At 29.8% G+C, this 21,719-nt stretch carries 14 protein-coding genes; 1 reads left to right on the plus strand and 13 read right to left on the minus strand.

The genetic code is table 11. The annotated features are described in order from the left end of the window. Positions 1-192 precede the first annotated feature (192 nt). The 9 genes from F1564_RS06340 to purD all read right to left on the minus strand — a co-directional run bounded on the left by F1564_RS06340 (position 193) and on the right by purD (position 17,239). A complete protein-coding gene (locus F1564_RS06340) occupies positions 193-7,101 on the minus strand; it encodes an autotransporter-associated N-terminal domain-containing protein (RefSeq protein ID WP_018449742.1) in 6,909 nt (2,302 codons plus the stop codon). A gap of 559 nt (positions 7,102-7,660) precedes the next feature. After that, positions 7,661-8,089, minus strand: a complete 429-nt coding sequence (locus tag F1564_RS06345) for a lysozyme inhibitor LprI family protein (protein ID WP_018449741.1) — start codon at positions 8,087-8,089, stop codon at positions 7,661-7,663. A 60-nt stretch (positions 8,090-8,149) separates the two neighbouring features. After that, positions 8,150-8,626, minus strand: coding sequence for a hypothetical protein (locus tag F1564_RS06350; protein ID WP_018449740.1), 477 nt, complete (start codon positions 8,624-8,626; stop codon positions 8,150-8,152). A 102-nt stretch (positions 8,627-8,728) separates the two neighbouring features. Beyond that, positions 8,729-9,145 (minus strand): lysozyme inhibitor LprI family protein, encoded by a 417-nt coding sequence (locus tag F1564_RS06355; protein WP_018449738.1) that lies wholly within the window; start codon positions 9,143-9,145, stop codon positions 8,729-8,731. Positions 9,146-9,450: 305 nt separating this feature from the next. Beyond that, complete coding sequence (gene ftsH, locus F1564_RS06360) at positions 9,451-11,850, minus strand: ATP-dependent zinc metalloprotease FtsH (protein WP_018449737.1); 2,400 nt, start codon at positions 11,848-11,850, stop codon at positions 9,451-9,453. Then, positions 11,834-13,378 (minus strand): tRNA lysidine(34) synthetase TilS, encoded by a 1,545-nt coding sequence (tilS, locus tag F1564_RS06365; protein WP_018449736.1) that lies wholly within the window; start codon positions 13,376-13,378, stop codon positions 11,834-11,836. Before tilS ends, ftsH begins: the two co-directional genes overlap by 17 nt. A 144-nt stretch (positions 13,379-13,522) precedes the next feature. Continuing rightward, positions 13,523-14,473, minus strand: coding sequence for an endolytic transglycosylase MltG (gene mltG, locus F1564_RS06370; RefSeq protein ID WP_018449735.1), 951 nt, complete (start codon positions 14,471-14,473; stop codon positions 13,523-13,525). A gap of 108 nt (positions 14,474-14,581) precedes the next feature. Further along, complete coding sequence (locus tag F1564_RS06375; RefSeq protein WP_018449734.1) at positions 14,582-15,649, minus strand: hypothetical protein; 1,068 nt, start codon at positions 15,647-15,649, stop codon at positions 14,582-14,584. A 327-nt stretch (positions 15,650-15,976) separates the two neighbouring features. Beyond that, positions 15,977-17,239 carry a phosphoribosylamine--glycine ligase gene (gene purD / locus F1564_RS06380; protein WP_018449733.1) on the minus strand — a complete coding sequence of 421 codons (1,263 nt, stop codon included), beginning with the start codon at positions 17,237-17,239 and terminating at the stop codon, positions 15,977-15,979. Between the two features lie 210 nt (positions 17,240-17,449). Between purD and sfsA the strand changes: the two genes are divergently transcribed. Further along, positions 17,450-18,187, plus strand: coding sequence for a DNA/RNA nuclease SfsA (gene sfsA, locus F1564_RS06385; RefSeq protein WP_018449732.1), 738 nt, complete (start codon positions 17,450-17,452; stop codon positions 18,185-18,187). A 114-nt stretch (positions 18,188-18,301) separates the two neighbouring features. Here sfsA and F1564_RS06390 read toward each other — a convergent pair whose 3' ends face one another. The 4 genes from F1564_RS06390 to F1564_RS06400 are packed head-to-tail and all read right to left on the minus strand — an operon-like array spanning position 18,302 to position 21,673. Then, a complete protein-coding gene (locus F1564_RS06390) occupies positions 18,302-19,423 on the minus strand; it encodes a tetratricopeptide repeat protein (protein WP_018449731.1) in 1,122 nt (373 codons plus the stop codon). 8 nt (positions 19,424-19,431) lie between these two features. After that, the gene (locus F1564_RS10325; RefSeq protein WP_232053355.1) at positions 19,432-19,941 is read right to left on the minus strand and encodes a hypothetical protein; all 510 of its coding nucleotides are present in this window, start codon (positions 19,939-19,941) and stop codon (positions 19,432-19,434) included. Further along, entirely contained in the window at positions 19,911-20,507 is a 597-nt protein-coding gene (locus F1564_RS10330; protein ID WP_232053356.1) for a hypothetical protein, read from the minus strand. The genes F1564_RS10325 and F1564_RS10330 overlap by 31 nt, the downstream gene beginning before the upstream one ends. Before the next feature lie 5 nt (positions 20,508-20,512). Beyond that, entirely contained in the window at positions 20,513-21,673 is a 1,161-nt protein-coding gene (locus F1564_RS06400; RefSeq protein WP_149201921.1) for a tetratricopeptide repeat protein, read from the minus strand. Positions 21,674-21,719: the final 46 nt, after the last annotated feature.

A 21,719-nucleotide genomic window follows, 5' to 3' on the forward strand; every position in this document is an offset into this window, starting at 1 on the left:
AAGTCCTATACAAAAATCTGATTCTGAAAAAATCAAACAGTTCCTCATTTGGAATTTTTAAATCATACACATTTTTAACTACTTTTTTATCAACGGAGTTCAAATGAAAAAAATTAAAAGAATAAAAAAGAACAGTAAAATTTCATTACTGCTCTCTTTTTTCAAATTTTTCTTTCTTAAACTAGAAGAATATTAGTAAATAGCTCTAAATCCAATTCCACCTCTTACATTGTTACCTTTAGTATCGTATCCAGCATTTACCGTAACACCAAATCTTGTGTTATCTACTCCGATATTTAAATCAAACTTACCGTTTCCACGTCTGTCTTCTTTTTCTTTCTCCAAGTTATACCATCCAGCAGTTGTATATCCTACTCTTGCTTGATTTCCTTCTTGAAGTTTTCCAATTTCGTTTTCGTAAGCTGCTGTTAACCCTACTGTCAAGTTTGTTTTTACTGCAAGTGGCTGAACGTATTTAAATTCCATTCCAACTTCAGGTTTTACTGAGAAGTAGTCGTTTCCTTTAACTTCTAATCTCATTTGTCCTGTTTTCTCTTTTATCTCATTAAATTTGCCATATTCCATTTTTAATGCTCCGTATGGACGTAAATGTGTTCTTTCACTCATTCTTATGTCATAGCCTATCTCATTTTTAATAGCCGCTCCATAAGAATGGTAAGTTGATTTAGCCTCAAAAGTATCGTCAACTACCCAGAATCTACGTTTCATATTATTAACTCCAGCAAATACATCTCCTGAAATTGTCCATTGCAATGCACCATTATAATCCCCTTTAGGTGACAATGTTTTAAATACTCCAAGTTTTACCATTGTTTGATCTTCTGTTGAATGTCCAATATCTTTAAACTTGAATCTATTTGTTACAGCTCCTGCATACCATCCAATTGAATTACCCATTCTAACTTTTTCATCTTCATGAACATAAGCTACACCGTAGGCATTGCTTCTATAATCAATAATTCCTGCTGTATCAGTGCTGTACTCATCTCTCGTACCAAATGCTTTAATCTTGTTATTTTGTTTAGAAGGATTTCTCCATTCGTCTCTTAAATATCTAAATTCTTTATCCAATGTATTTCCAGTTGCATTGATTCTTTGCTGAGTATTTGCATATTGGTGTCCTTTCATTTCATCCACAGCCTGTGTGAAGATATGAGTTTCACCTTTACCAAGTCCATTAAGTTTGTCAAAGATTAATCTTTCTCTTGATCCTAGAGGTTCAACACCGTATCTTTGTTCCAATCCATCAAGGAAATTGTATGTATTTTCATCTTTTACACTTGCAAAGAATGTATAAGGTATCTTTATCATATACAATGTTTCAATTGGTTTACTTGTTCCTTGTAAAGGCTGTGCAAGCCAAGTAAGTCCTGCTGAATTAATATTTAATGTTGTTCCTGTTGTAGTCAATGAAGATATAGCATCATTATATGGTTTCAAAATATTTTCACCAATTTCAATTGCTTTTGCGTCAGTATATTTAGCTGCTTCTGTACCAATAATAAGATTAATATTTTCAAGTCCAACTAAGTTACTTAATCCTTGAATAGGATTTGTATAGTTTACTCCTGAAGTATCAACATACATTCCAACTTCCGTTACTTGAGCGTTTGAAACTGTATTTGCATACAATGGCAATGATAAATCAAGTGTTGTCGAACCTGCTGTTACATATGCAGGTGTTGGACTTGCTATATTTGTATCTACTCCTGTAAGTGTTACTTCTCTATCATTAATTGTTAATCTTGGTGCTTTTGGAGGATTTTGAATTAATAGTTTCCCTTTTGGCGTTACAATATACTTCTGATCGGTAGAAGTCGCAGAATACACAGCCGCTTTTGTTCCACTTACTGTTCCTGTACCAGCTGTTGGCTCATTCTTTTGACTTAATGCTGACAATGCATCTTGGTATATTCCTATTCCTCCAGGAGAAGTAATCGAGATAGTACCGTAGTTCTTAATATATCCACCATTTACTGTCGCAACTCCTTTAATTCCTGAAGCTGTTCCAGTAGATTTAATAGTTCCATAGTTTACCCCTTCAGCTCCTTGGTCAATATACATACCAGTTGCATTTTTACCAGAAATATCAATTGTACCGTGATTGATAGCTTTTGAACCTGCTCCTACAGCGTACATACCTATTGAATTATCTTTACCTACATTAATAGTTCCTCTATTTTCAATAAGCCCTTCGTTTGAAATCGCTCCAGTTGTTTCATTGTAGTATCCTGTTGCCATACCAATACCATATTCTTTAGCAACCAAGTCAGTTCCACCAACTGTTATTGTTCCATAGTTAGTTGCACCTAATCCAGCTAAGCTTCTTCCTGTCGAATAAATACCAACATTCCCATTTCCACCAGTTAAATCAATATTTCCATAATTTTCTGTTTTTCCAGCAGTATACAGTCCGTATGATTTTCCACCAGTAGTTGTAATATCAGTATTACTGTAAACATATCCGTTTTTATCATTTGAATAAGCATAAACTGAATCTGGTCCAAGTGAAGCTGTTAATTTATTTGTTGCTGTACCAAGCAATAAATCAGTTCCTGTCGTAGAATCTACAACATAACCAAACGCATTTGTTCCAACAGTCATATTAGTTCCTGTATTTTTAACTGTTGTTTTCAAAGGATTTGTAGCATCATCTGCAATAAATACCCCTACTGCCTGGTTATTACCAACATTAATTGTTCCACCTCGTAAATCTACTGTTGAAGCTGTAATTGTTCTATTATCAGATGAACCAGTTGCAAAAATACCTACCCCATCTTCTCCAACATTAATCGTTCCATTTGACATAGTTACATCATTTGAGGCTCCATAAATACCATAAGATTTCTTACCAATATTTAAAGTTCCAGATGTTTCTATTGTTGTATCAGCATCATTTGTAAACATACCAATTATTGGTGTAACTCCTGTTGTATCAGCAAGTTCAAGTGTTCCTTTATTTATAAGAGTGGAACTTAATCTATCTGTCGGCGCTGTCATTGCCGCACCTGTGGCATAAGTTCCATACATTGCCACACCTTCTTGCCCGCTTATTGTAATTTTACCTGTTGTGTCATTTGTAATTTCTCCACCTTCGGTAATCATACCAATAGCATTTTTACCTGACATTGTAATTTCACCTTTATTTGAAGATAGAGTGTAACCATTCCCTATTCTAGCATAATCTGTATTTGTTCCAGTGGCATTCAAACTATTATTTTTAGTATAAATTCCTAAAGCATTTTCTCCATCAAGTGTAATTTTACCATTATTTGTAACATCTACATAACCAAGTTTAGTTGCAAACACTGCTGGACCTGCTGTTCCAAACTTCTCATAGACAACATTACCAGCACTGTCTATTCTATAAGAAAGCCCAAGAATACCAATACTGTCTTTACCACCAACTTCAATAGTTCCATTAGTTTTATTATCCACTTGTGTTCCATTTGTAGCATAAAGTCCTACTGCAAAATCATTTGGTGTTGTCTTTTCAACTTCAATTTTTCCATCATTAGAAATAGTTCCATAGTTTACATACGCACCTACTCCACCATTTCCGCTATCTGTTCTATCTACAGTAATTGTAGCACCATTTGCAACATTTACTCCTGTTGTAGCTCTGCTTGTAGATTTTCCACTCGCACTTATATCAAGCCCAACTGGCACGTTTAAGTCAGGATTTATTGAATTAAGTTCTGTTGTATTTAAATGAGCTTTTACAGTATTTCCTGAAAGTACGTTTATATTTGAATTTTGCAATTGAATTCTTCTTGTGAAAATATAACTATCTGATGGTGTAGCTCCTCCTGTAGTATCTCCTTTATCAATATTACTGTCAACATCTACTGTTATTCCATCAAATACAGTATATTTATATCCATCATAAGTTGTTGTACCTTCTACATTAGTAATTTTTGTTATTGGTATATATGTTCCTATTGTATTAGCTGCATTACCATTAATGTATGAACCATTTGTATTAAATTTAGTTACTCCTGTTAAATTTGCTACAATTACATCATTTGAAAATACATTAATTTTTGTGTCTGTCAAAGTAATTGGCTGTGTTGCTGCTGTTACATCTCTTGAATATCCAGTTGAACTTCCTCTTAATGTTAAAGTTCCGTAAGATAAATCAATTTCTCCACCTTCAGATGAAAATAATGCGTATCCTTTACCATCGTATTCTACTGTACCTCCTGCATTAGTAGCAGTTCCTGATAAATCAATTCTAGAATTTACAGCAGGTGTTGCTCCAGATTTTCCTACTGAGGCAATCGCAGTCCCACCATTTACAACTTTAATATTGTTATTTTTAGCACTAATTTGTGCTCCTTTTCCAGCATATAATCCAAATCCTGTATAACTACCCGTTCCAGTTGCTGCTTTTGTTGTAGGATCAATAGTTACAATTTCTGTTCCTGTTATTGTAATATTAGGATTTGCTGGAGTGACAGGTGTTGTCGCTGGTGCAATGGTCGGCATATCAATATTTACTGATGTTTGTTCTCCAGTTGCATAAACAGCTCCTGCACTTTCTCCACCTGCTATTGTTGGATTTGCTGAAACTGTTGCTCCTTTAATAGTAATACCATCTGTTACTTTTACTACAGAACCTACCACTGAATTTCCTGAAACCCCGTCATCCGCTGCATAAATAGCAACCGAATTTTGAGTATTATTTGATTCTATTTTTCTTACTATTACAGTTTCATTAACTCCTGAAGGACGAGTTGAACCTTTAGCATAAATTGCCAAGTTTCCTTTTCCACCCTCTAACTTAACATCCCCTGTTGATTTTACAGCTCCCGCTGGATTAACTGTCACTCCACCAGATGTCGTATATTTGTCTACAACATAAATTCCTATATTGCTATTTCCACCTTTAAGTTCTATATTTCCTCCACCTAAATCAAGTAAAACATTTGCATTTGGCATTACCCCAACATTAGATTCTGTTTTATCAAAGATTTCGATTTGATGGCTTGTCAAATTAATTGCAGAATTTGAAAGAATACCAAAACTATTTCTAATATATTCAGGATGTTTATTTAACTCAGGATCTGAATTATAAGGATTAAGTAATGAATCTGTAGGGTTTACATCATGATTCATAGCAGCAGTAATCACTACACCGTTCGTTTCTGCACCAGTTGCTGTAGGTATAGTAGTTGTTTTATTTGTTACAAAATTTTGATTTCCTACCCCTGCTGCTCCTATATTAATTGCAAGATTTCCTTCTGTTTTTGAATATTGATTTTGTCCACTTGCACTGCTTTCATAATAACCAACACTTGAATCACCATAAATAGTTAATGGTTTATATTGATATGGAGTTCCCGGCGTTTTATCATTTGGCTTATTATCTGCTACATTAAAAGTAAATCCTTCTTCTACAAATTGTAAATCTGTTCTTGTAGGATATAGGAAAAATGTTCCTACACTACCTTCAGCATATAAATTAATAGATCCTCTATTGACTAAACTAACAGGCAGATTATTTCCAACTCTATCACCGTTCATTATCCAAGTTCCACCATTTCCTGCGGCATTTAAAAAATATGCAGATTTATTAGTCCATACATCTATTTTTCCTGTACTTCCGTTATAAGAAATAGCATGATGTCTTTCTTTATCTCTGTCGTTACTATCATTTGATAAACTAAAAACAGCATTTTGAGTTTCCGTATAGTTTGTCCCATCAAAATGTGGTTGGATTAATATTTCACCAGTATTTATTGCAACTGATTTTGAATCTTCTGCATTATTATGATCATAATTATTAGTAACCGCATTATTTCTTCCTTCCATAACTATTCTACCACTATTTATCCAAGCAAATAATCCTGAACCAGAAGTAGTTTGTTTATTATTTTGAATAACTGTTCCATTTACATTATTCACCACATCATTATAAGCACCTAAAACTGCCGCTTGAGTTGAACCGTTAGTTACTGTTGAATCCCAAGTTGCATCTGAAGTTGCTGAAGTTAAACCTGCCACTGCAGCTGTTCCGTTTGCAGTATGTACATGGTGATCCATATGTACAAATTCTCTAACAGCTGGATTTCCTGAATATGTAAAACTATTAGTATTTGTAAGAAGGTTTTTTGTATTTGTCAAACCTGTTCCAGAAACAAGTTTTTGAAATCCCAAATAACTTCCTGTTGTGCCATTTCCTGTTTCTCCATTCCAAGGTGCTGATGTTATATCACCACCACTACTAAGAGATCCCCATGGCGATGTCCCACTGTATTGATTGTACTCATAGTCCATTGTACCATTAGATTTTCTAATAATATTAAAATTACCCTTTCCTGAAGCAACACTTTCAATTGCACCGTTACTTCTATTTTTTTGAAAAGCTGTACGTGAAGAACTATTTCCATTTGATTCTCCTGTTAAATTGAAACTAAATGAACCAATACTTGGAGCTTTTGGAGCACTCGGAGCTAATGGATCATTCACCGTTCTAGGCTCAAACGACGGTAAACTTGCAATCGCCACATTTTTTTGAATATTTGGATTAGTTTTTGTTATTGATTTTGGTGTGATTGAAGCACTTATAGGAATTGCTGCATTTGGCTCGTAGGCAAATCCTAATGTTGTTGTGTTATTCGCATTTTTTTCGTTTATTGGTTTTGCGATATATTTGTTTAAAGTCTGATCTCTTTTGTAAATGATGTTGTCAATTTTATTTCCTTTACCTTTGAAAGTTCCATGCCAGTCATTATAAAAATAATTCATTCCATATTGCCAGCTGCTCCAAGGTGATTTTGTTACATGATCTCCTTGTTCCATTAACTGAGTCAGTTCTAAATTCGTATCTTTAATTAATTTATTGTTTTCCTTTCTAGCCCTTTTAAAATTTGTACGAATTTGAGCAATTGAAGTGTTTATCTCGCTCACCTGATTCTTAATACCTGAATCTTCACTTGCAGCTAGACCATTACCTGTAATAAAGACTAGACCAGTCATTAAAAATGTAATCAGTGAAGAATCTGTATACTTAAATCCTTTTGTTCTTTTCGCAAATGTACGCAGATCCTGTGAAATCTTTCTAAGATTATTTGTCATTAAATTTCTCCTTTTAATTTTAGTTTTTTAGTCATTTGTAAAAGTCTAAAAATTGCAATAAATACTGTATTTTTTTAATGTTTAATTTCCTTATTTTCTCTATTCACTGACAAGGAGTCTTCTTCTCTTGTGATTACAAATACTGCTGTTATTCAATCTTTATATCTTTTACTTTTACAACTGCCTAATTTTAATTTTTATGAATCCTGCTCTTTCAGTCTATTTAATTCTTCCTATGAATAATGAACTGCTTTCATTTATAGAAGCAGTAAATTTTTCAGATAGCTGTTAAAAGAATACTGATAATTGTATTCTCAATAGCAATAAATAAAGATATATCCTTATTTGAATATATCTTTAAAAAAAGAAATCGAATATGATTTTCCAAACATTCATCATATTTCTTGTAAATTTACTCTTGCTTATAAAAGCAAGAACTTCCTACAAACCACAAACTAATGTTTGTGTATTTCTATTCTGTATAATTATAGTATCATATTTTTAAGATTTTGTAAAATTTTTTTTTAATTATAAATTGACTGTAAAGCAATCACATAAATTATTTTGAAAGTTTATCATACATCTTTGCTAATTTCAAAGCTCTATCCTTTGTTTCTTCCAAACTGTCACTAGCAGCCAATTCCCCTGCCATTCTTTCTCCTTCTTCCACAACATATTTATCGTATGCTTTTTTCAATTTAATTTTTGTATCTTGTTTCCATTTTTGCTGTTCAGCTTTAAATTTTGTTTTTTCTTTTGCTGGCAGTTTTTTCAAAATCAAGTCGTAAACTTTATTTAATTCCTTTTCCCATTCATCATCTAAATTGACTGAAGCATTAATCATATCCGCTCTTACTCCGCTATCCCAAGCAGACTGAGCTTTTTCTTCCTCCACTTTCATTCTTTCTGTCAATTCATCTTCATATTTCCCTGCAAATGCACTAACTCCTAAAAGCAGTAATCCTGCTATTAACAACAATTTTTTCATTTTTCTCAGCTCCTCTTTTTATATTTTTTATTCATCTGATTTTTTAGTCAATTATAAAATTTATTTATACAATTTATAATAATCTCTATATAATTTATACATTTCAGGATTATCTTCTGGAAATTTTGCTAAATGTTCAGGATCATCTATTTTATCATAACCTTCTGGACGTACAGTAACAATTATTCTTTTGGTTTTTCTGTTTAAAATTACTGGTGTATTTAATTTTGTGTCATATCCCACACAGATATATTCATCACAAAGCACATTTTTTTCTACAGTTGCATTTGTAATTTGTGGTGATTCATTTTCATCTCCACTATCTGAGGCATAATCCCAAAATTGATACTTCCCATCTTTTAATTTCTTGATTTCTATCGAGACATCATCAGCATTTATCGCTCTTTTCAATAACGCTTCCTCATGCAATTTCCCATCACTTGTAAAAGGCAAGTCATAACCTTTATAGCCGAATTCCTCTTCTGAAAATCCAATAGCTCCAATTAGCAGCAATAATGCCATAATAATTTTTTTCATTTTTGTTTCCTCCACTTTCTATTTTTTATTCCCTGACAATAATTTATCATATTTTTATTAAAGAAAAATGAGAATATCTTAATTTTTACAATTTTTTTATTTCTATTTTTTACGTATCTTATCATACCTTTTTGCCATTTCTATTGCTTTCTTCTCTGTTTTTTCTAGCTTTTTTTCTTTAGGCTCAGTATTTACTTTTTTTTCCCATTCCTTTTGCTCCACTCGCAATTTCTCTCTCTCTTTATCAGATAACTCCACTAAAAGCAAATTATAAAGTTTTGCAATCTCTGATTTCCAAACTTCCAGCATTTGACCAGTAACATCCTCTGGCAAAACATCTTTTTTTGCATCTTCCATTCTCTGCTTCATGTAATCCTCATAGCTAATCTTTAAAATATCTGGCTTTTTTGAAACTGCTTCTATATTTCGCTTTTTACTTTTTTTATTTACTTTTCCAGTTTTTGAACAGCTCATAATTCCCACTGCCAAAATTACTATCATTACAATTATTTTTTTCATTTAATCTACCTCCTTATATAATTATCTAACTTTAGTCATTTATAAAAGTCTAAAAATCCAATAAATTCAGTTTTTTAGCTTAATTTTTTATTTTTCTCCACTCTCTGACAAGAGGCCTTGACCTCTTGCTAAATGGAATTATGACAGCCTCATTGTTTTACTATTATATTTTTTAGTTAGGTACTAGCATAAATCCAGAAAGTTTTTGAACAAGTCTATCCTATTATACTATATATTTCTAATAAAAAAAAGAGAAACAACAACGTTTATCAATGTTATTTCTCAATATTCTAAATTTTTATATTTTACTCCATAAAACTAGGCAATTTAAAATTATTTTTTTTCTTTTTATTATTACCCGCTTGATTTGAAGAATCGTTATTTTCATCTTTATTTTCGTCATTTTCAGAACCGCCATTATTATTAGAAGAATCATCAGAATTGTTATCATCTTTATTTTTTTTATCTTTGTCTTTATTTTCATTATCATTTTTATTTTTTTCTGTTTCTTCTGAATCAAAATCTTCTTCCAATGTCCAGTCTGATTTTCCAGTAATTTCTCTTACAACTTCAGCTAATTTTTTAGTTTTATTCTTTTCTTCCAGCTTTTTAGCATCTTCTTCCACTTGATTTTCTATTTCATTTTCAAGTTCTAATTTCTGCTTAACATTTTCTGACGCTTTTTCACTTTCTTTATCTTTTTTTTCAAAATCTTTATTTTTAGATTCTTCTGCTTCAAAGCTTTGAGGTTTTTCATCTTTTTTATCAGAATTTTCAGATTCTTTTAAAATTTGTTCAGCTGTTTCACCTTTAATAATTCGTCTAACTTCATCTCCAGTAATAGTTTCTTTTCTCAGCAATAACGCCACTACTTCTTCCAGCTTATCCCAATTATCCTGCAAAGTATTCAAAGTATTAAAATATTCTTCAGTTAATATTTTTCTTATTTCAAGATCAATTTCCCTGACTGTTTCATCACTTTTATTCGGAGCAAATGAATATTCATCGTCTGAATTCTCAAAGTTAATTGGTCCTAATTTTTTACTCATTCCAACACTTTCAACATAAGCTCTTGCAACTTTTGTAGCACGTTTTATATCAGAATAAGCTCCTGTACTTATATCTTCCAATCCAATTTCTTCAGCGGCACGACCACCAAACAGCACTTTTATTTCAGCTAACATCTGCTTACTTGTAGTCACTAATTTTTCTTCAGGAAGCGGCATCATAAATCCTCCAGCTTCACCCCTAGGAATTATTGTAACCTTATGAACTGGATCAGCTCCTGGCGTTAATTCAGTCATAATAGCATGTCCAGCTTCGTGATAAGCCAACAATTTTTTCTCTTCAGGTTTAATAATTTTACCTTTTTGTCCAAGTCCCATTCCAATTTTATCTACAGCCTCATCTAAATCAGCCATTTTTATTGTATCACTAGCTCTTCTTGCCGCCAAAATAGCCGCTTCATTTAACAAGTTAGCTAAATCAGCCCCAACAAACCCTGGAGTTATTTTAGCAATATCCTCAAGCCTTACATCTTTAGCAAGTTTTTTATTTCTTGAATGAACTTCCAATATAGCAATACGCCCTTGCAAATCAGGTGCATCAACTGTCACACGTCTGTCAAAACGTCCAGCACGCAGCAATGCAGGATCAAGTACATCTTCTCTATTTGTTGCTGCAAGTACAATAACTTTTGTATCAGTTTCAAATCCATCCATTTCAACAAGTAATTGATTTAATGTTTGTTCCCTTTCATCATTACTTCCACTATTTTTGCCAACACTTCTTCTTCTACCAATAGCATCAATTTCATCAATAAATATAATTGACGGACTAGATTCCTTAGCTTTTTCAAACAAATCCCTTACACGTGAAGCACCAACCCCAACAAACATTTCCACAAATTCCGAACCTGAAATGCTGAAGAATGAAGCTCCTGATTCACCAGCTACAGCTTTTGCAAGTAATGTCTTCCCAGTTCCAGGTCTTCCTAATAGAAGTACACCTTTAGGCACTCTTGCTCCAGCTTTTGTATATTTTTCAGGATTTTTCAAAAAGTCAACAACTTCCCGTAATTCCTCTTTCGCTCCGTCAACCCCTGCAACATCATCAAATTTTACATCAGGCTTTTTATCAATTTTATTAACTCTCGATTTTCCAAACCCAAAAATATTTCCAGGTCCTCCACCTTGCGAACCTCCAACCATTTTCTTAGCCAAATAAACCATAAGTGCAATCATTATAATCATTGGTAAAAATTGTCCTAGAAGTAACAAAAAGAAACTTCCTCCTGATGGTTGCAATGAATTTAATTTTACTTTCTTACGCTCAATTGCATTGATGATAATCGGCTCATTTCCGACTCTGTCTGTTATTTTCTTCGTGAAATAAAGAGTATCTTTTCCATTTTCACGAGACTGCGCAATTAATTTATCATCTTTTTCATTTATTTCTGCAAATTCTCCAGCTTGTGTTCTATTAACAAATTCTGTATAAGAAATTTCCTTTTTAGCTTGAAAATAAGTTTGTATATCTTGATGAAATATTGCTGTAAAAGTGAATAGCAACACTACAAAAATAAAGAACAGAAAACCTGAAAATGGAGATTTATTCTTATTATCCTGTCTATTATTTTTTCTGTTGTTATCCTTCCGTAATTCTTCCAATCGCTTTCTAATGTCATTTTTATCTTTCTCTTCCATTTTTCCTCCCAATTATTAATAATTTACTTTTACTCTCATTTCTTAATTTTTTTATTTCTTTTTTTCGAATTTTTTCCAAAAATTTTGAAAATTTTATATTTGAAATTGCTAAAATTTCTGTTATTTCACTATTATTTCCATTATCATTTCCCAATTTTACTCCGTTATCTGAAGACTCCAAATCATTTTGAACTCTAAAAACCTTAACTCCCACAATTGGAACAAAATCTCTTTCCCCTTTTGGAACTTTTTCATCAATTAAAACTTTTTTTACCTTTTTATGTCCCAAATTTTTGAGAGAAATCCTATCTCCATCTTTTCTGCTTCTGACAAAAAATTCCCCATTTTCCACTCTATCATCAATCTTAAAAAAAGTATAACTTATATTTTCATCATTCACAAAATTCTTTTTAAAATCTTTAATATTTTTATATAGAGTTATTTTATAATTATACCATTTGATACTTTGATTTTCCTTTAAAATTGTAGCTTTATCATGTAATATTCCATTTTTATCACTTTTTAAATTTCTTATCTCATTTTTATTTGTAATCTCTACAATTTTCAATTCACCATACATATTTTGTAAAATTTTATTTTCTCCCAGATAAAATTCCTTTGTCCCTGAACTTTTCAATTTTCCATTCTTAGTAAAGAAACTCTCAAAAATTTGATTAATTTTTTCCCTTGAAATTTGCACATTATTTTTTTTTAAAAGAAAACTCAATTTATCCTTTTTATTAATACTATTTTCCTTTAAAATTTTAAAATTTTCCTTTTCTAAATTTTTCTCATTTTCAAATTTTTCTACCTCAGCAAAATTTCTTTCATTAATTTCCATAATCAAAGATTCCACTTTTTTTCTAAAATCTGGATTAATCTTTTCAAAATAGGGGAAAATTTCATTTCTAATAAAATTCCTTGTATAGTTATTTTCATTATTTGTATAATCAACCAAATATTCTTGATTTTTATTTTTCAAAAAATACAAAATTTCACGTTTTTCAAATCCTAAGATTGGTCTTAATATATTCTTTCGCATTTCTGGAATACCCTTTAATCCAGTCATCGACGTTCCACGCAAAATCCGAAAAATAAAAGTTTCCACATTATCATCCATATTGTGTCCCGTTGCAATTTTATTATACCCAATTTTTTTTCTAATATCTTCAATCGCTTTATATCGTAATTCCCTAGCCGCCAGTTCCACGGATTTCTTATTTTCTATTGCATATTTTTTCACATCTACGCTTTGGATATAATAATCAACATTATTTTCATCTGCAAACTTTTTTACAAATTCCAAGTCATTCCCAACATCAACCCGCAAATTATGATTAACATAAACAAGTGAAATTTCTATCAAAATTCGACTTTTTAAAAACTTTAAAAAATTATAAAGAAAAACCGAATCAGGCCCTCCAGAAAATGCAATAAGAATTTTATCTCCTTCAGAAATCAATTTTTTTTCAATAATTTCGATTGATCTCTTCAATATTTTTTTTTCTATTTTTTTTAATTTTTCCATTAAATTTAATTCCCAATTTTTTATTTCTTTTTATTAATTTATATGCTCAATAAATTAAAATAATTTTTACTTCAAAAGGAGTCCATCCTCCTTGTTTCATAATACTTATTTTATTATAATTTTAAATATAGTTAAAAATTTTATTTACTTTAATTGCCCACTTTCACGACGTTTTTTCAAATGTTCTTCATGTGTCTTTGAATAATATGTTTTTCCCTTATACGTAAAGAAAAATAAATCATCTGTTTTCTCAGCATTTAACACAGCCTTAAAAGTTTCAATTGGAGGATTTCCAATTGGTGTCGGAGGCAATCCTTTGACTTTATACGAATTATACGCTGTATTTTGAGATTTTAAATCATTTCTCGTAGCCTGTCTCCCCAATTCATATTTTAACGTAGCATCTGATTCCAGCTTCATCCCAACTTCCAATCTTTTCAAAAATATTCCAGCAACTTTAGGTTTATCCTCCGCATCAGGCACCTCTGCTTCCACAATAGAAGCCAATTTCAAATTATCATAAAATTTTTGCTTATCTGGATACTTTTCAGGCGGAAATTTCTTCAAAAATTCATCAAGAATAGTTCTAATGACTTGCTTTGTTGTAACATTTTCAGAAAAAATGTAAGTTTCGGGATAAAAATATCCTTCGAAATTATTATTTTCGTGCGGATACGGAAAGTCAACTTCACTCAAAACTTTATTTATTTCTTCCGCATTTCCCAATTCAAGCGCCTCCATACGAGCAAACACTTGCTTCGACGTAAAGCCTTCAGGAATTGTAAGTCTTATTCCATTAGTTTCGCTATTCTTAATTTTTTTTATAATTTCATATTTTGAAAATTTTCCATTAAATTTATAAGTTCCCACTTTTAACTTTATATTTCCACCATTTAATTTTAGATATATTCTATCCATAATTCCATAATTTAATTTTAAATCCTTATAAATCTGTATAAAATTTGTCCCTTTTTTTACATTTATATTAACATTCTTGTACTCTCTTTTTGTAAAAAAGAAGTTAAAAAAAAGTGATAAACATATAAACAATATTAAAAATATTGTAACATAAACAATTTTTAGTGTATTTTTCATTTTTTTCTCCCAAATATTTAGTATTTTTATTTGTAAAAGTCAACAAATTTGAATTAATGTAATGCGATCTCTTTCAATTAATTTTTTTAGTGTTTCATATCTTTACCATTATTTTTTATTTTCATTTTTTAAATCCTTATCATTAAGCTCAATTACCTCTACATTTTGAACTCCATTCTTCGTTTCAAACCTTGTCATTCCTTCTTTTCTCTTTCTTCTCATAAATTCTTTTCTTGCACCAATTGTATCAATTTGAAACACGCTTTCAGGATTTTCACTCAGTCTTCTTTCCAAATCATCAGTTTTACTCTTTAATTCAGCTTTTTTCCTTTCATTTTCAATTTCCCTAATACTTTTCATATTTATATCATAATCAAGATTTTTAAGATTAGATTTATTATCTGCAATTTTTTCAAATTCATCCAATTCCTCATCTTCAAGGGAAATTTTATTATTATTCGGATAACGTGAAAGAACTCTTGTAACTCCATTATAATACCTTATAATCATATAACGATAATTTTTATCAAAAAATATAATTTCATTCCTATTATTTTTAAAATATTTCTTCTCAATATCTAGATACACATTCCCCTTTCTCTCCTCAATCCATCCTCTCTGCATTTCTTCATTCCATTTATCAGTCTGTGGATCAAAATAACTTTTAATAATATGATACCCATTTTCTTCTTGCAAAAAATCATATCTTACATTTTTCAAATTTTTTTCTAAATTATCATCTGTCTTTATCAAATACCAAGTTCCATAACTTTTCGACGTCTGAAATTTTTTAACTGGATTAACCTTTTCATCTATTTTTTTTATGAAACGCTCAATCCTATTAGTTTTTTCCAATTTTTTCTGCCTTTTTTCCTCTTCCTCATCTTGAATCCGATCCAAATAAATCAAATCTCCATCTTCCTCATCGGTTTTGCCTAAATCTCTATCTTCATTTTCAAAATCAGTATTACTATTTTTATTGATAATAATATCAATTTTTACTGCCTCATCCTCAACTCTATTTCCATTAATTTTCTTTTCACTACTTTTATTTTCCTTAACAGATTTTTTACCCCCACTAGCAAACATTGACAATGAAAATATCCAGAAACAGACTGCAATGTAAAATTTTATTTTCCCATATTGATTAAATTTCTGCTTATCCAAAGTATTCACCTTTTTTTCATTTTTTTATTATAATAAAACCTCTTTATACTAAATCCTGTTTGAAACAAATATCTTTACATTAGGTCATTGAAATCCTTTACTAAAATTCAGATAGAAAAAGCGTAAATTCCAAACCCTAAAATTACAATAATTTTTTCAAACTTTAGTTTTATTATTCCAGTTTTTTCTAATTATATCACACATTTTTCAAATTTCAAATCAAATATTTTATATTATATATTTCTATTTTTAAAACGAGGTTTAGTATTAAATAGAAAATTTTATAAAACAAAAAAACTGTCCTAAAATTAAAACAGTTTTTTCTTCCCAATTATTTTACTTAATTCTACCTATATCTTTTCTAAAGTACATTCCATCAAATTTAATTTTATCCAACAATTTATAAGCATTTTTCTTAGCTTCATCCAAAGTTTCTCCAAATGCAACAGCATTCAACACCCTTCCGCCATTAGTCTTGAATTTTCCATTTTCAAATTTAGCTCCTGCAATAAATACTAATTCATTATCTGAAGCATTTTCAATTCCAGTTATAATATCGCCTTTTCTGTAAGTTTCTGGATATCCTTTTGCAGCTCCTACAACACAACAAGCATGAAGTGGTTTCCATATAACATTTAATTCCGATAATTTTTTGTCAAACGAATATTCTACCAATTCTAACAAATCATTTTCCAACAACGGTAAAACTGCTTGAGTTTCAGGATCTCCCAATCTCATATTGTATTCAAGCAAGTAAACACCTTTTTCTGTAATCATTAACCCAAAGAAGATTACACCTTCAAAGTCCATTCCTTCAGCTTTTATTCCTTTTAAAGTTGGATTCATAATATCATTTTTAAAACTTTCAAAAACTTCATCTGTAACATAAGGATTAGGACTTATAACTCCCATTCCACCTGTATTTAGTCCAGTTTCATTTTCTCCAATTTTTTTGTGATCTTTTGCTGACAATAATGGTACAATAATTTTACTATCTGTAAATGAAAGTATCGACGCTTCTACACCATCCAGAAATTCTTCAATTACAACTTGGCTTCCAGCGTTTCCAAATTTCTCGTCAATCATTATATCATCAATCGCTTTTATCGCCTCATCAAGATTTTGAGCAATAATTACACCTTTCCCAGCCGCAAGACCACTAGCTTTTACAACTACAGGGAAATCTTTCCAATTATTCAAAAATTCTTTTGCTTTTTCAGCATTATCAAAAATTTCATAAACAGCAGTTTTTATCCCATATTTTTTCATAAAATCTTTAGAATAAGCCTTGCTTCCTTCAAGAATCGCCGCTTGTTTATTAGGCCCAAAAATTTTCAACCCATTTTTATGAAATTCATCAACAATCCCAGCTACCAATAATTCTTCACTTCCAACAAATGTCAAATCAATATTATTTTCCTTCGCAAATTTAACATACTCGTCTATATTATTCGATAAATTTACATTTTCAACTTTTGGCAACAACTCAGCTCCTGCATTTCCTGGTGCTATAAATATTTTCTCTACCTTTTCATTTTGAGATATTTTCCAAGCAATTGCATGTTCTCTTCCACCTGCTCCTACTATTAACACTCTCATTTTCTTATCTCCTCCTTGAATATTTATATTTCTGATTTACTTTATATCTTTCTTATAAATATATTCTATCATATTTTCTTGCAATATTAAATCTAAAAAATAATTTTTTCCTATTTTTGAATCAATATTTACAATTTTATAAAATTTTCTTGCTCCTTAACTTCAAATATGTTATCCTAAAATTAAAAACACTAAAAAAAGGAAAAATATATGAAAAAAAACAAAATTCTTTATACGATAAACTATGACAAAATTGTGAATTTTAAAGAAAGAGTAACTCGTTTTACTGTTAGATTTGAATTTAAAGATTCTGAAAATGAAGAATATTCAGGAGAAGACTTTGCTCATTTGCATGATACTGGAAGATTGACGGAATTATTGATTGATGGTGCAGAATTGTTGATAAAAAAGGCAAATAATAAAAATCGTAAAACTAAATGGGATATTATTGCAGTGAAAGTTCATGGGGAAGTTATTCTTATAAATACGGCTTTTCATCGCTATATTACAGAAACCATATTTCACGATAATGAAATTTCTCCATTTGGAAAACCTTCGTATATAAAACCTGAAATTAAGCATAATAATAGCAAACTTGATTTTTATTTAGAAACTGAAAAAGAAAAAATTTACATTGAAGTAAAAGGTTGCACTTTGGTAAACAGAAAAATTGCTCAATTTCCTGGTTCTCCTTCAATTCGTGCCTTAAAACATTTGAAAGAACTTATGGAACTTAAAAAAGAAGGCTTTAGGACAGCAGTTTTTATTTTGATATTCAGAAAATCTGAAATTTTCGCACCCGAACATATTATCGACAGAGAGTTTTCTGAAACTTTTTATGAAGCGATGGAAAATGGTGTTGAAATTTATCCGATGCTTTTGGAATATAGGGAAGATGAGAATGTTTATTTTGTTAAGAAAATTGGGATAATGAAGAAGAGATTTTAGTAATTTTCTAGAATCTCTTTTCCCTCTTATTTCTTAATCTGAAATATTTAATTTTTTGTTTAATTATAAAGAAATTTAATATTACTTTAACTTAATTTACAAAAATTATAAACTTTATTTATCTAATTTTTGATGTCGTGGACAATCTATCAAAAAACAGTCATATAAAAATTTAGGATAAATTTTTACTTCTGGTTTATAATCTGTTTTCAATATTTTTTCATATTCTGCCTTCAAATTCTTTATTTGCCTTTTTATCTCCCTAATTTCTTCTTTTTTATACGATTTCGTACATTCTGTTAAAAATTCTCCATTTTTAATGCTCTCTATTTCTTCATCTTTAATCTTCAAAACTATTTTAAAATTTTCTTGTAATTTTTCTATTTCATTTAACTGCTTTAGAGAATAAAAATAGAATCTCAGCCACCAAGCTGGAAATTGATAATCTTGTATTTTAAACTTTGAATAAATTTTTCGGCTTTTCTCATAACTTCCTGCCAAATAATATAGCTCTGCAAACTCTTCCTCAAAAAAATCATCTTTATTAACCGTTTCTAGCATTAATTCATTAATTTCATCCTCAATATTTTCAAATTTCCTTAATTGAATTTTATTTGCAATATAACTATATTTTATCTTAGCAAAATCTTCTTTTTCAAATTCAAAATCTTTTTTTATTAATTCTTCCAAAATTATTTTCGCCTCTTTATATTTTCCATTAATCATCAGCAAATTCGCATATTCAAACTTATAAATTGGATTATTCTCCAATTCACAAGCTCTTTTATACATTTCTTCCGACTTATCATATTTCCCAGCACCATAATAATTCGCCCCAAGTCCATAATAAGCCTTTGAATTATTCGGATTAAACATCACAGCCTTTCTCAAAGTTCTAATCGCTCTTTTACTGCCATCTCTCTGATCATCATAATAATATCCTAAATTTGTATAAATCCGTGATTTTTCCTCATCAGTCAATTCATTTTCATATTTTTTAATAAATTCATTCAATAATTTATAAATATCATCCCATTGATAAGTTAATTCATTGTAAACTGCCGCTAGTTGACAAACAACTTCCACATTTTTGGGCTTTTCTTTCAATTTATTTTCCAAAAATATTTTATACTCTTCATAAACAGAATCATAATCACTATTATTTCTAATTTTTTCTTGAATATATTTTATCCATTCTTTTATCGTTTTTCTTTCTAAATTTTTTTGTTTTTCCAATTTTCCTCCTAATCTAATTTCTGATGCATTGGACAATCAACTAAATAGCAAGTTTTATACATTTTTTCTAAATTTATTTTTGTATTTTGAGGCTTATAATTACTATTCATTATCTTTTTATATATCTCCAAAATCTTTTTTATTTCATTCTTTTCTTCTTCAATAAATTCATCAATCTCTTCTTCATTCCAGTATTTTTTGTCATAAATTTCTCCAACTTCAATTTTTTCAATATACTTATTATGTTTTTGAATCAATTCTGACAATTTGTTTTCTGCTTTCTTAAAATTTCCTAATTTTTTTAAACTGTAAAAATAAAATGAAAAACCCATATTATAATAAAAACGTTCTTCCCAGTCAAGTTCATCTATCTCTTTTTCAAAAACCAAGACACACCTATCGTATTCTTCAAATAAATAATATAAGTCTATAAGTTCTTCAAATAAAATTTGCTCATCATAATAATATTTCTCTAACGACACTTTCTCTAACAATTTATCCAGAATTGGCTCAGCCAATTTTTTATCATTGGTATAATGTAAGCACAGTAACCACAATAAAACAACGTTATCCCATAATTATAATCATCTTCTATTTCCTTCTCATCTGAAAATTTTTCCATTTCCTGAAAACATTCAAGTGCCTTTTTGTATTTTTTTCTTTTTAAATAATATTCTCCCAATACTTCCCATACAACCACTGATTGTTTCCCCATTTTAATTAATTTTGTCAAATAATACTTACACATTTTATCATCATAAGCATCTTTTTCATATAAATCAGCCAAATCCTGATAAATAATAGCCTTCTCATCATCATTTAAATCTTTTGAATATTTTTTCAAAAACTCCTCTAATACATTCACACTCTTTTTTCCATCTTGATATACCGTAAAATAGGCTATCGCTAATTGACAAACCTTTTCCACATCTCGTGGGTTTTCCAAAAGACATTCCTCCAAATAATCCTTATATTCAACAAATGCATACCTATAATTATCGTAATTATCATTTTTTTTTGATTTCATCTTGAATATATCTTGCCCATTCTTTTTGTGTTCGTTCCATAATTTTATTCCTTTCATATTTTTCAATTCTCATCAATTATCAAATGTTGTGGACAATCCAGTAACCAACATTCATATTTTAAATACAGGAATATTTCCATCTTAGGCTTAAAATCCGTATTCAATATTTTTTCCAGCACTAAATTAATGTTTTTCAATTTCTGCTTTTCATCTTCTATCATTTCCAAAAGTTCTTCTTCTGTTGTATCTTTCTGATATTCTTCGTCAGTCTTTATTTCTTCAATGTTTTGAAAAATCTCTTTTTCAGCTTCTTTCAATATTCTATCTATTTTCTCAAATTTATTCAATTGTTTCAAAGAATAAAGATACGGTGCCATATAATTTGCTTCTAAATTAAAATTAACATTCTCTGCATATTTACAATATTTTTCATAATTATCGCATAAATAAAATAAATCTTTTATTACATCTTCATCAAACGTGTGAAAACCTTCATACGTCAACCAATTCAAATATTTTTCATAATCTGTTTTCTCCAGCATTTCAAACTCTTTTATTTTTTCCAAAAGTTTTTCTATATTTTCAGTATCTTTATTTCCTAAATAAATTTTACAAAGAACCCTATAAAAATGATATTTAATGTTGTTTGAGTCTCCCATTAACAAATTATCTAAAATTTTTTCAGCTTTTTTATATTCTTTATTTTGAATTAAAATCAGTGCATATCCATAACTATATTTCGCTTCATCACTCATTTTGCAGGCAATTTCTATATTTTCAAGAGATTTTTGATACATTTTAACATGAAAACAAATACCTGCAAGTCTGTAATAAATGTCTGCATTATTTGAATTAATTTTTATTGCTTTTTCAAGATAATCAATAGCCTTTTCTTCCATACATCCCCTATCTTCACACAAATAAGCCAAATCAGCATACATTCTAAACTTTTCATCTTCTGTTAAAATATCAAAATTCCTTTTCAAAAATGTTTCTAAAATTTCTATACCGTCGCATTTCCTGCTCAAATAGTAAACTCCCGCCAACTGACAAACGACTGAAACATCCTCAGGATTTTTTACAGTTTCCTTTAACAAGTATTTCCTATAATTTTCAAGTGCAACATCATATTCTGTTCTGTCTTCATTTTCCAATTTTTCCCATATTTTATAAATATATTTTTTCATACCTTCATTCAATTTAACTTCAATATCCAATTTCATCTCCCAATTTTTATTTTACACTTATTATAACATCTTTTCCCAAAAC

The sequence above is a fragment of the Leptotrichia shahii genome (genome assembly GCF_008327825.1).
Taxonomy (GTDB): domain Bacteria; phylum Fusobacteriota; class Fusobacteriia; order Fusobacteriales; family Leptotrichiaceae; genus Leptotrichia; species Leptotrichia shahii.

Excerpts from the sequence above, each read along its gene's own strand:
- mltG (WP_018449735.1), bottom strand. The coding sequence starts at position 14,473 with ATGAAAAATACACTAAAAATTGTTTATGTTACAATATTTTTAATATTG.
- purD (WP_018449733.1), bottom strand. The coding sequence starts at position 17,239 with ATGAGAGTGTTAATAGTAGGAGCAGGTGGAAGAGAACATGCAATTGCT.
- F1564_RS06350 (WP_018449740.1), bottom strand. The coding sequence starts at position 8,626 with ATGAAAAAAATTATTATGGCATTATTGCTGCTAATTGGAGCTATTGGA.
- sfsA (WP_018449732.1), top strand. The coding sequence starts at position 17,450 with ATGAAAAAAAACAAAATTCTTTATACGATAAACTATGACAAAATTGTG.
- tilS (WP_018449736.1), bottom strand. The coding sequence starts at position 13,378 with ATGGAAAAATTAAAAAAAATAGAAAAAAAAATATTGAAGAGATCAATC.
- F1564_RS06340 (WP_018449742.1), bottom strand. The coding sequence starts at position 7,101 with ATGACAAATAATCTTAGAAAGATTTCACAGGATCTGCGTACATTTGCG.
- F1564_RS10330 (WP_232053356.1), bottom strand. The coding sequence starts at position 20,507 with ATGAAAGGAATAAAATTATGGAACGAACACAAAAAGAATGGGCAAGAT.
- F1564_RS06355 (WP_018449738.1), bottom strand. The coding sequence starts at position 9,145 with ATGAAAAAAATAATTGTAATGATAGTAATTTTGGCAGTGGGAATTATG.
- ftsH (WP_018449737.1), bottom strand. The coding sequence starts at position 11,850 with ATGGAAGAGAAAGATAAAAATGACATTAGAAAGCGATTGGAAGAATTA.
- F1564_RS06400 (WP_149201921.1), bottom strand. The coding sequence starts at position 21,673 with ATGAAATTGGATATTGAAGTTAAATTGAATGAAGGTATGAAAAAATAT.
- F1564_RS06345 (WP_018449741.1), bottom strand. The coding sequence starts at position 8,089 with ATGAAAAAATTGTTGTTAATAGCAGGATTACTGCTTTTAGGAGTTAGT.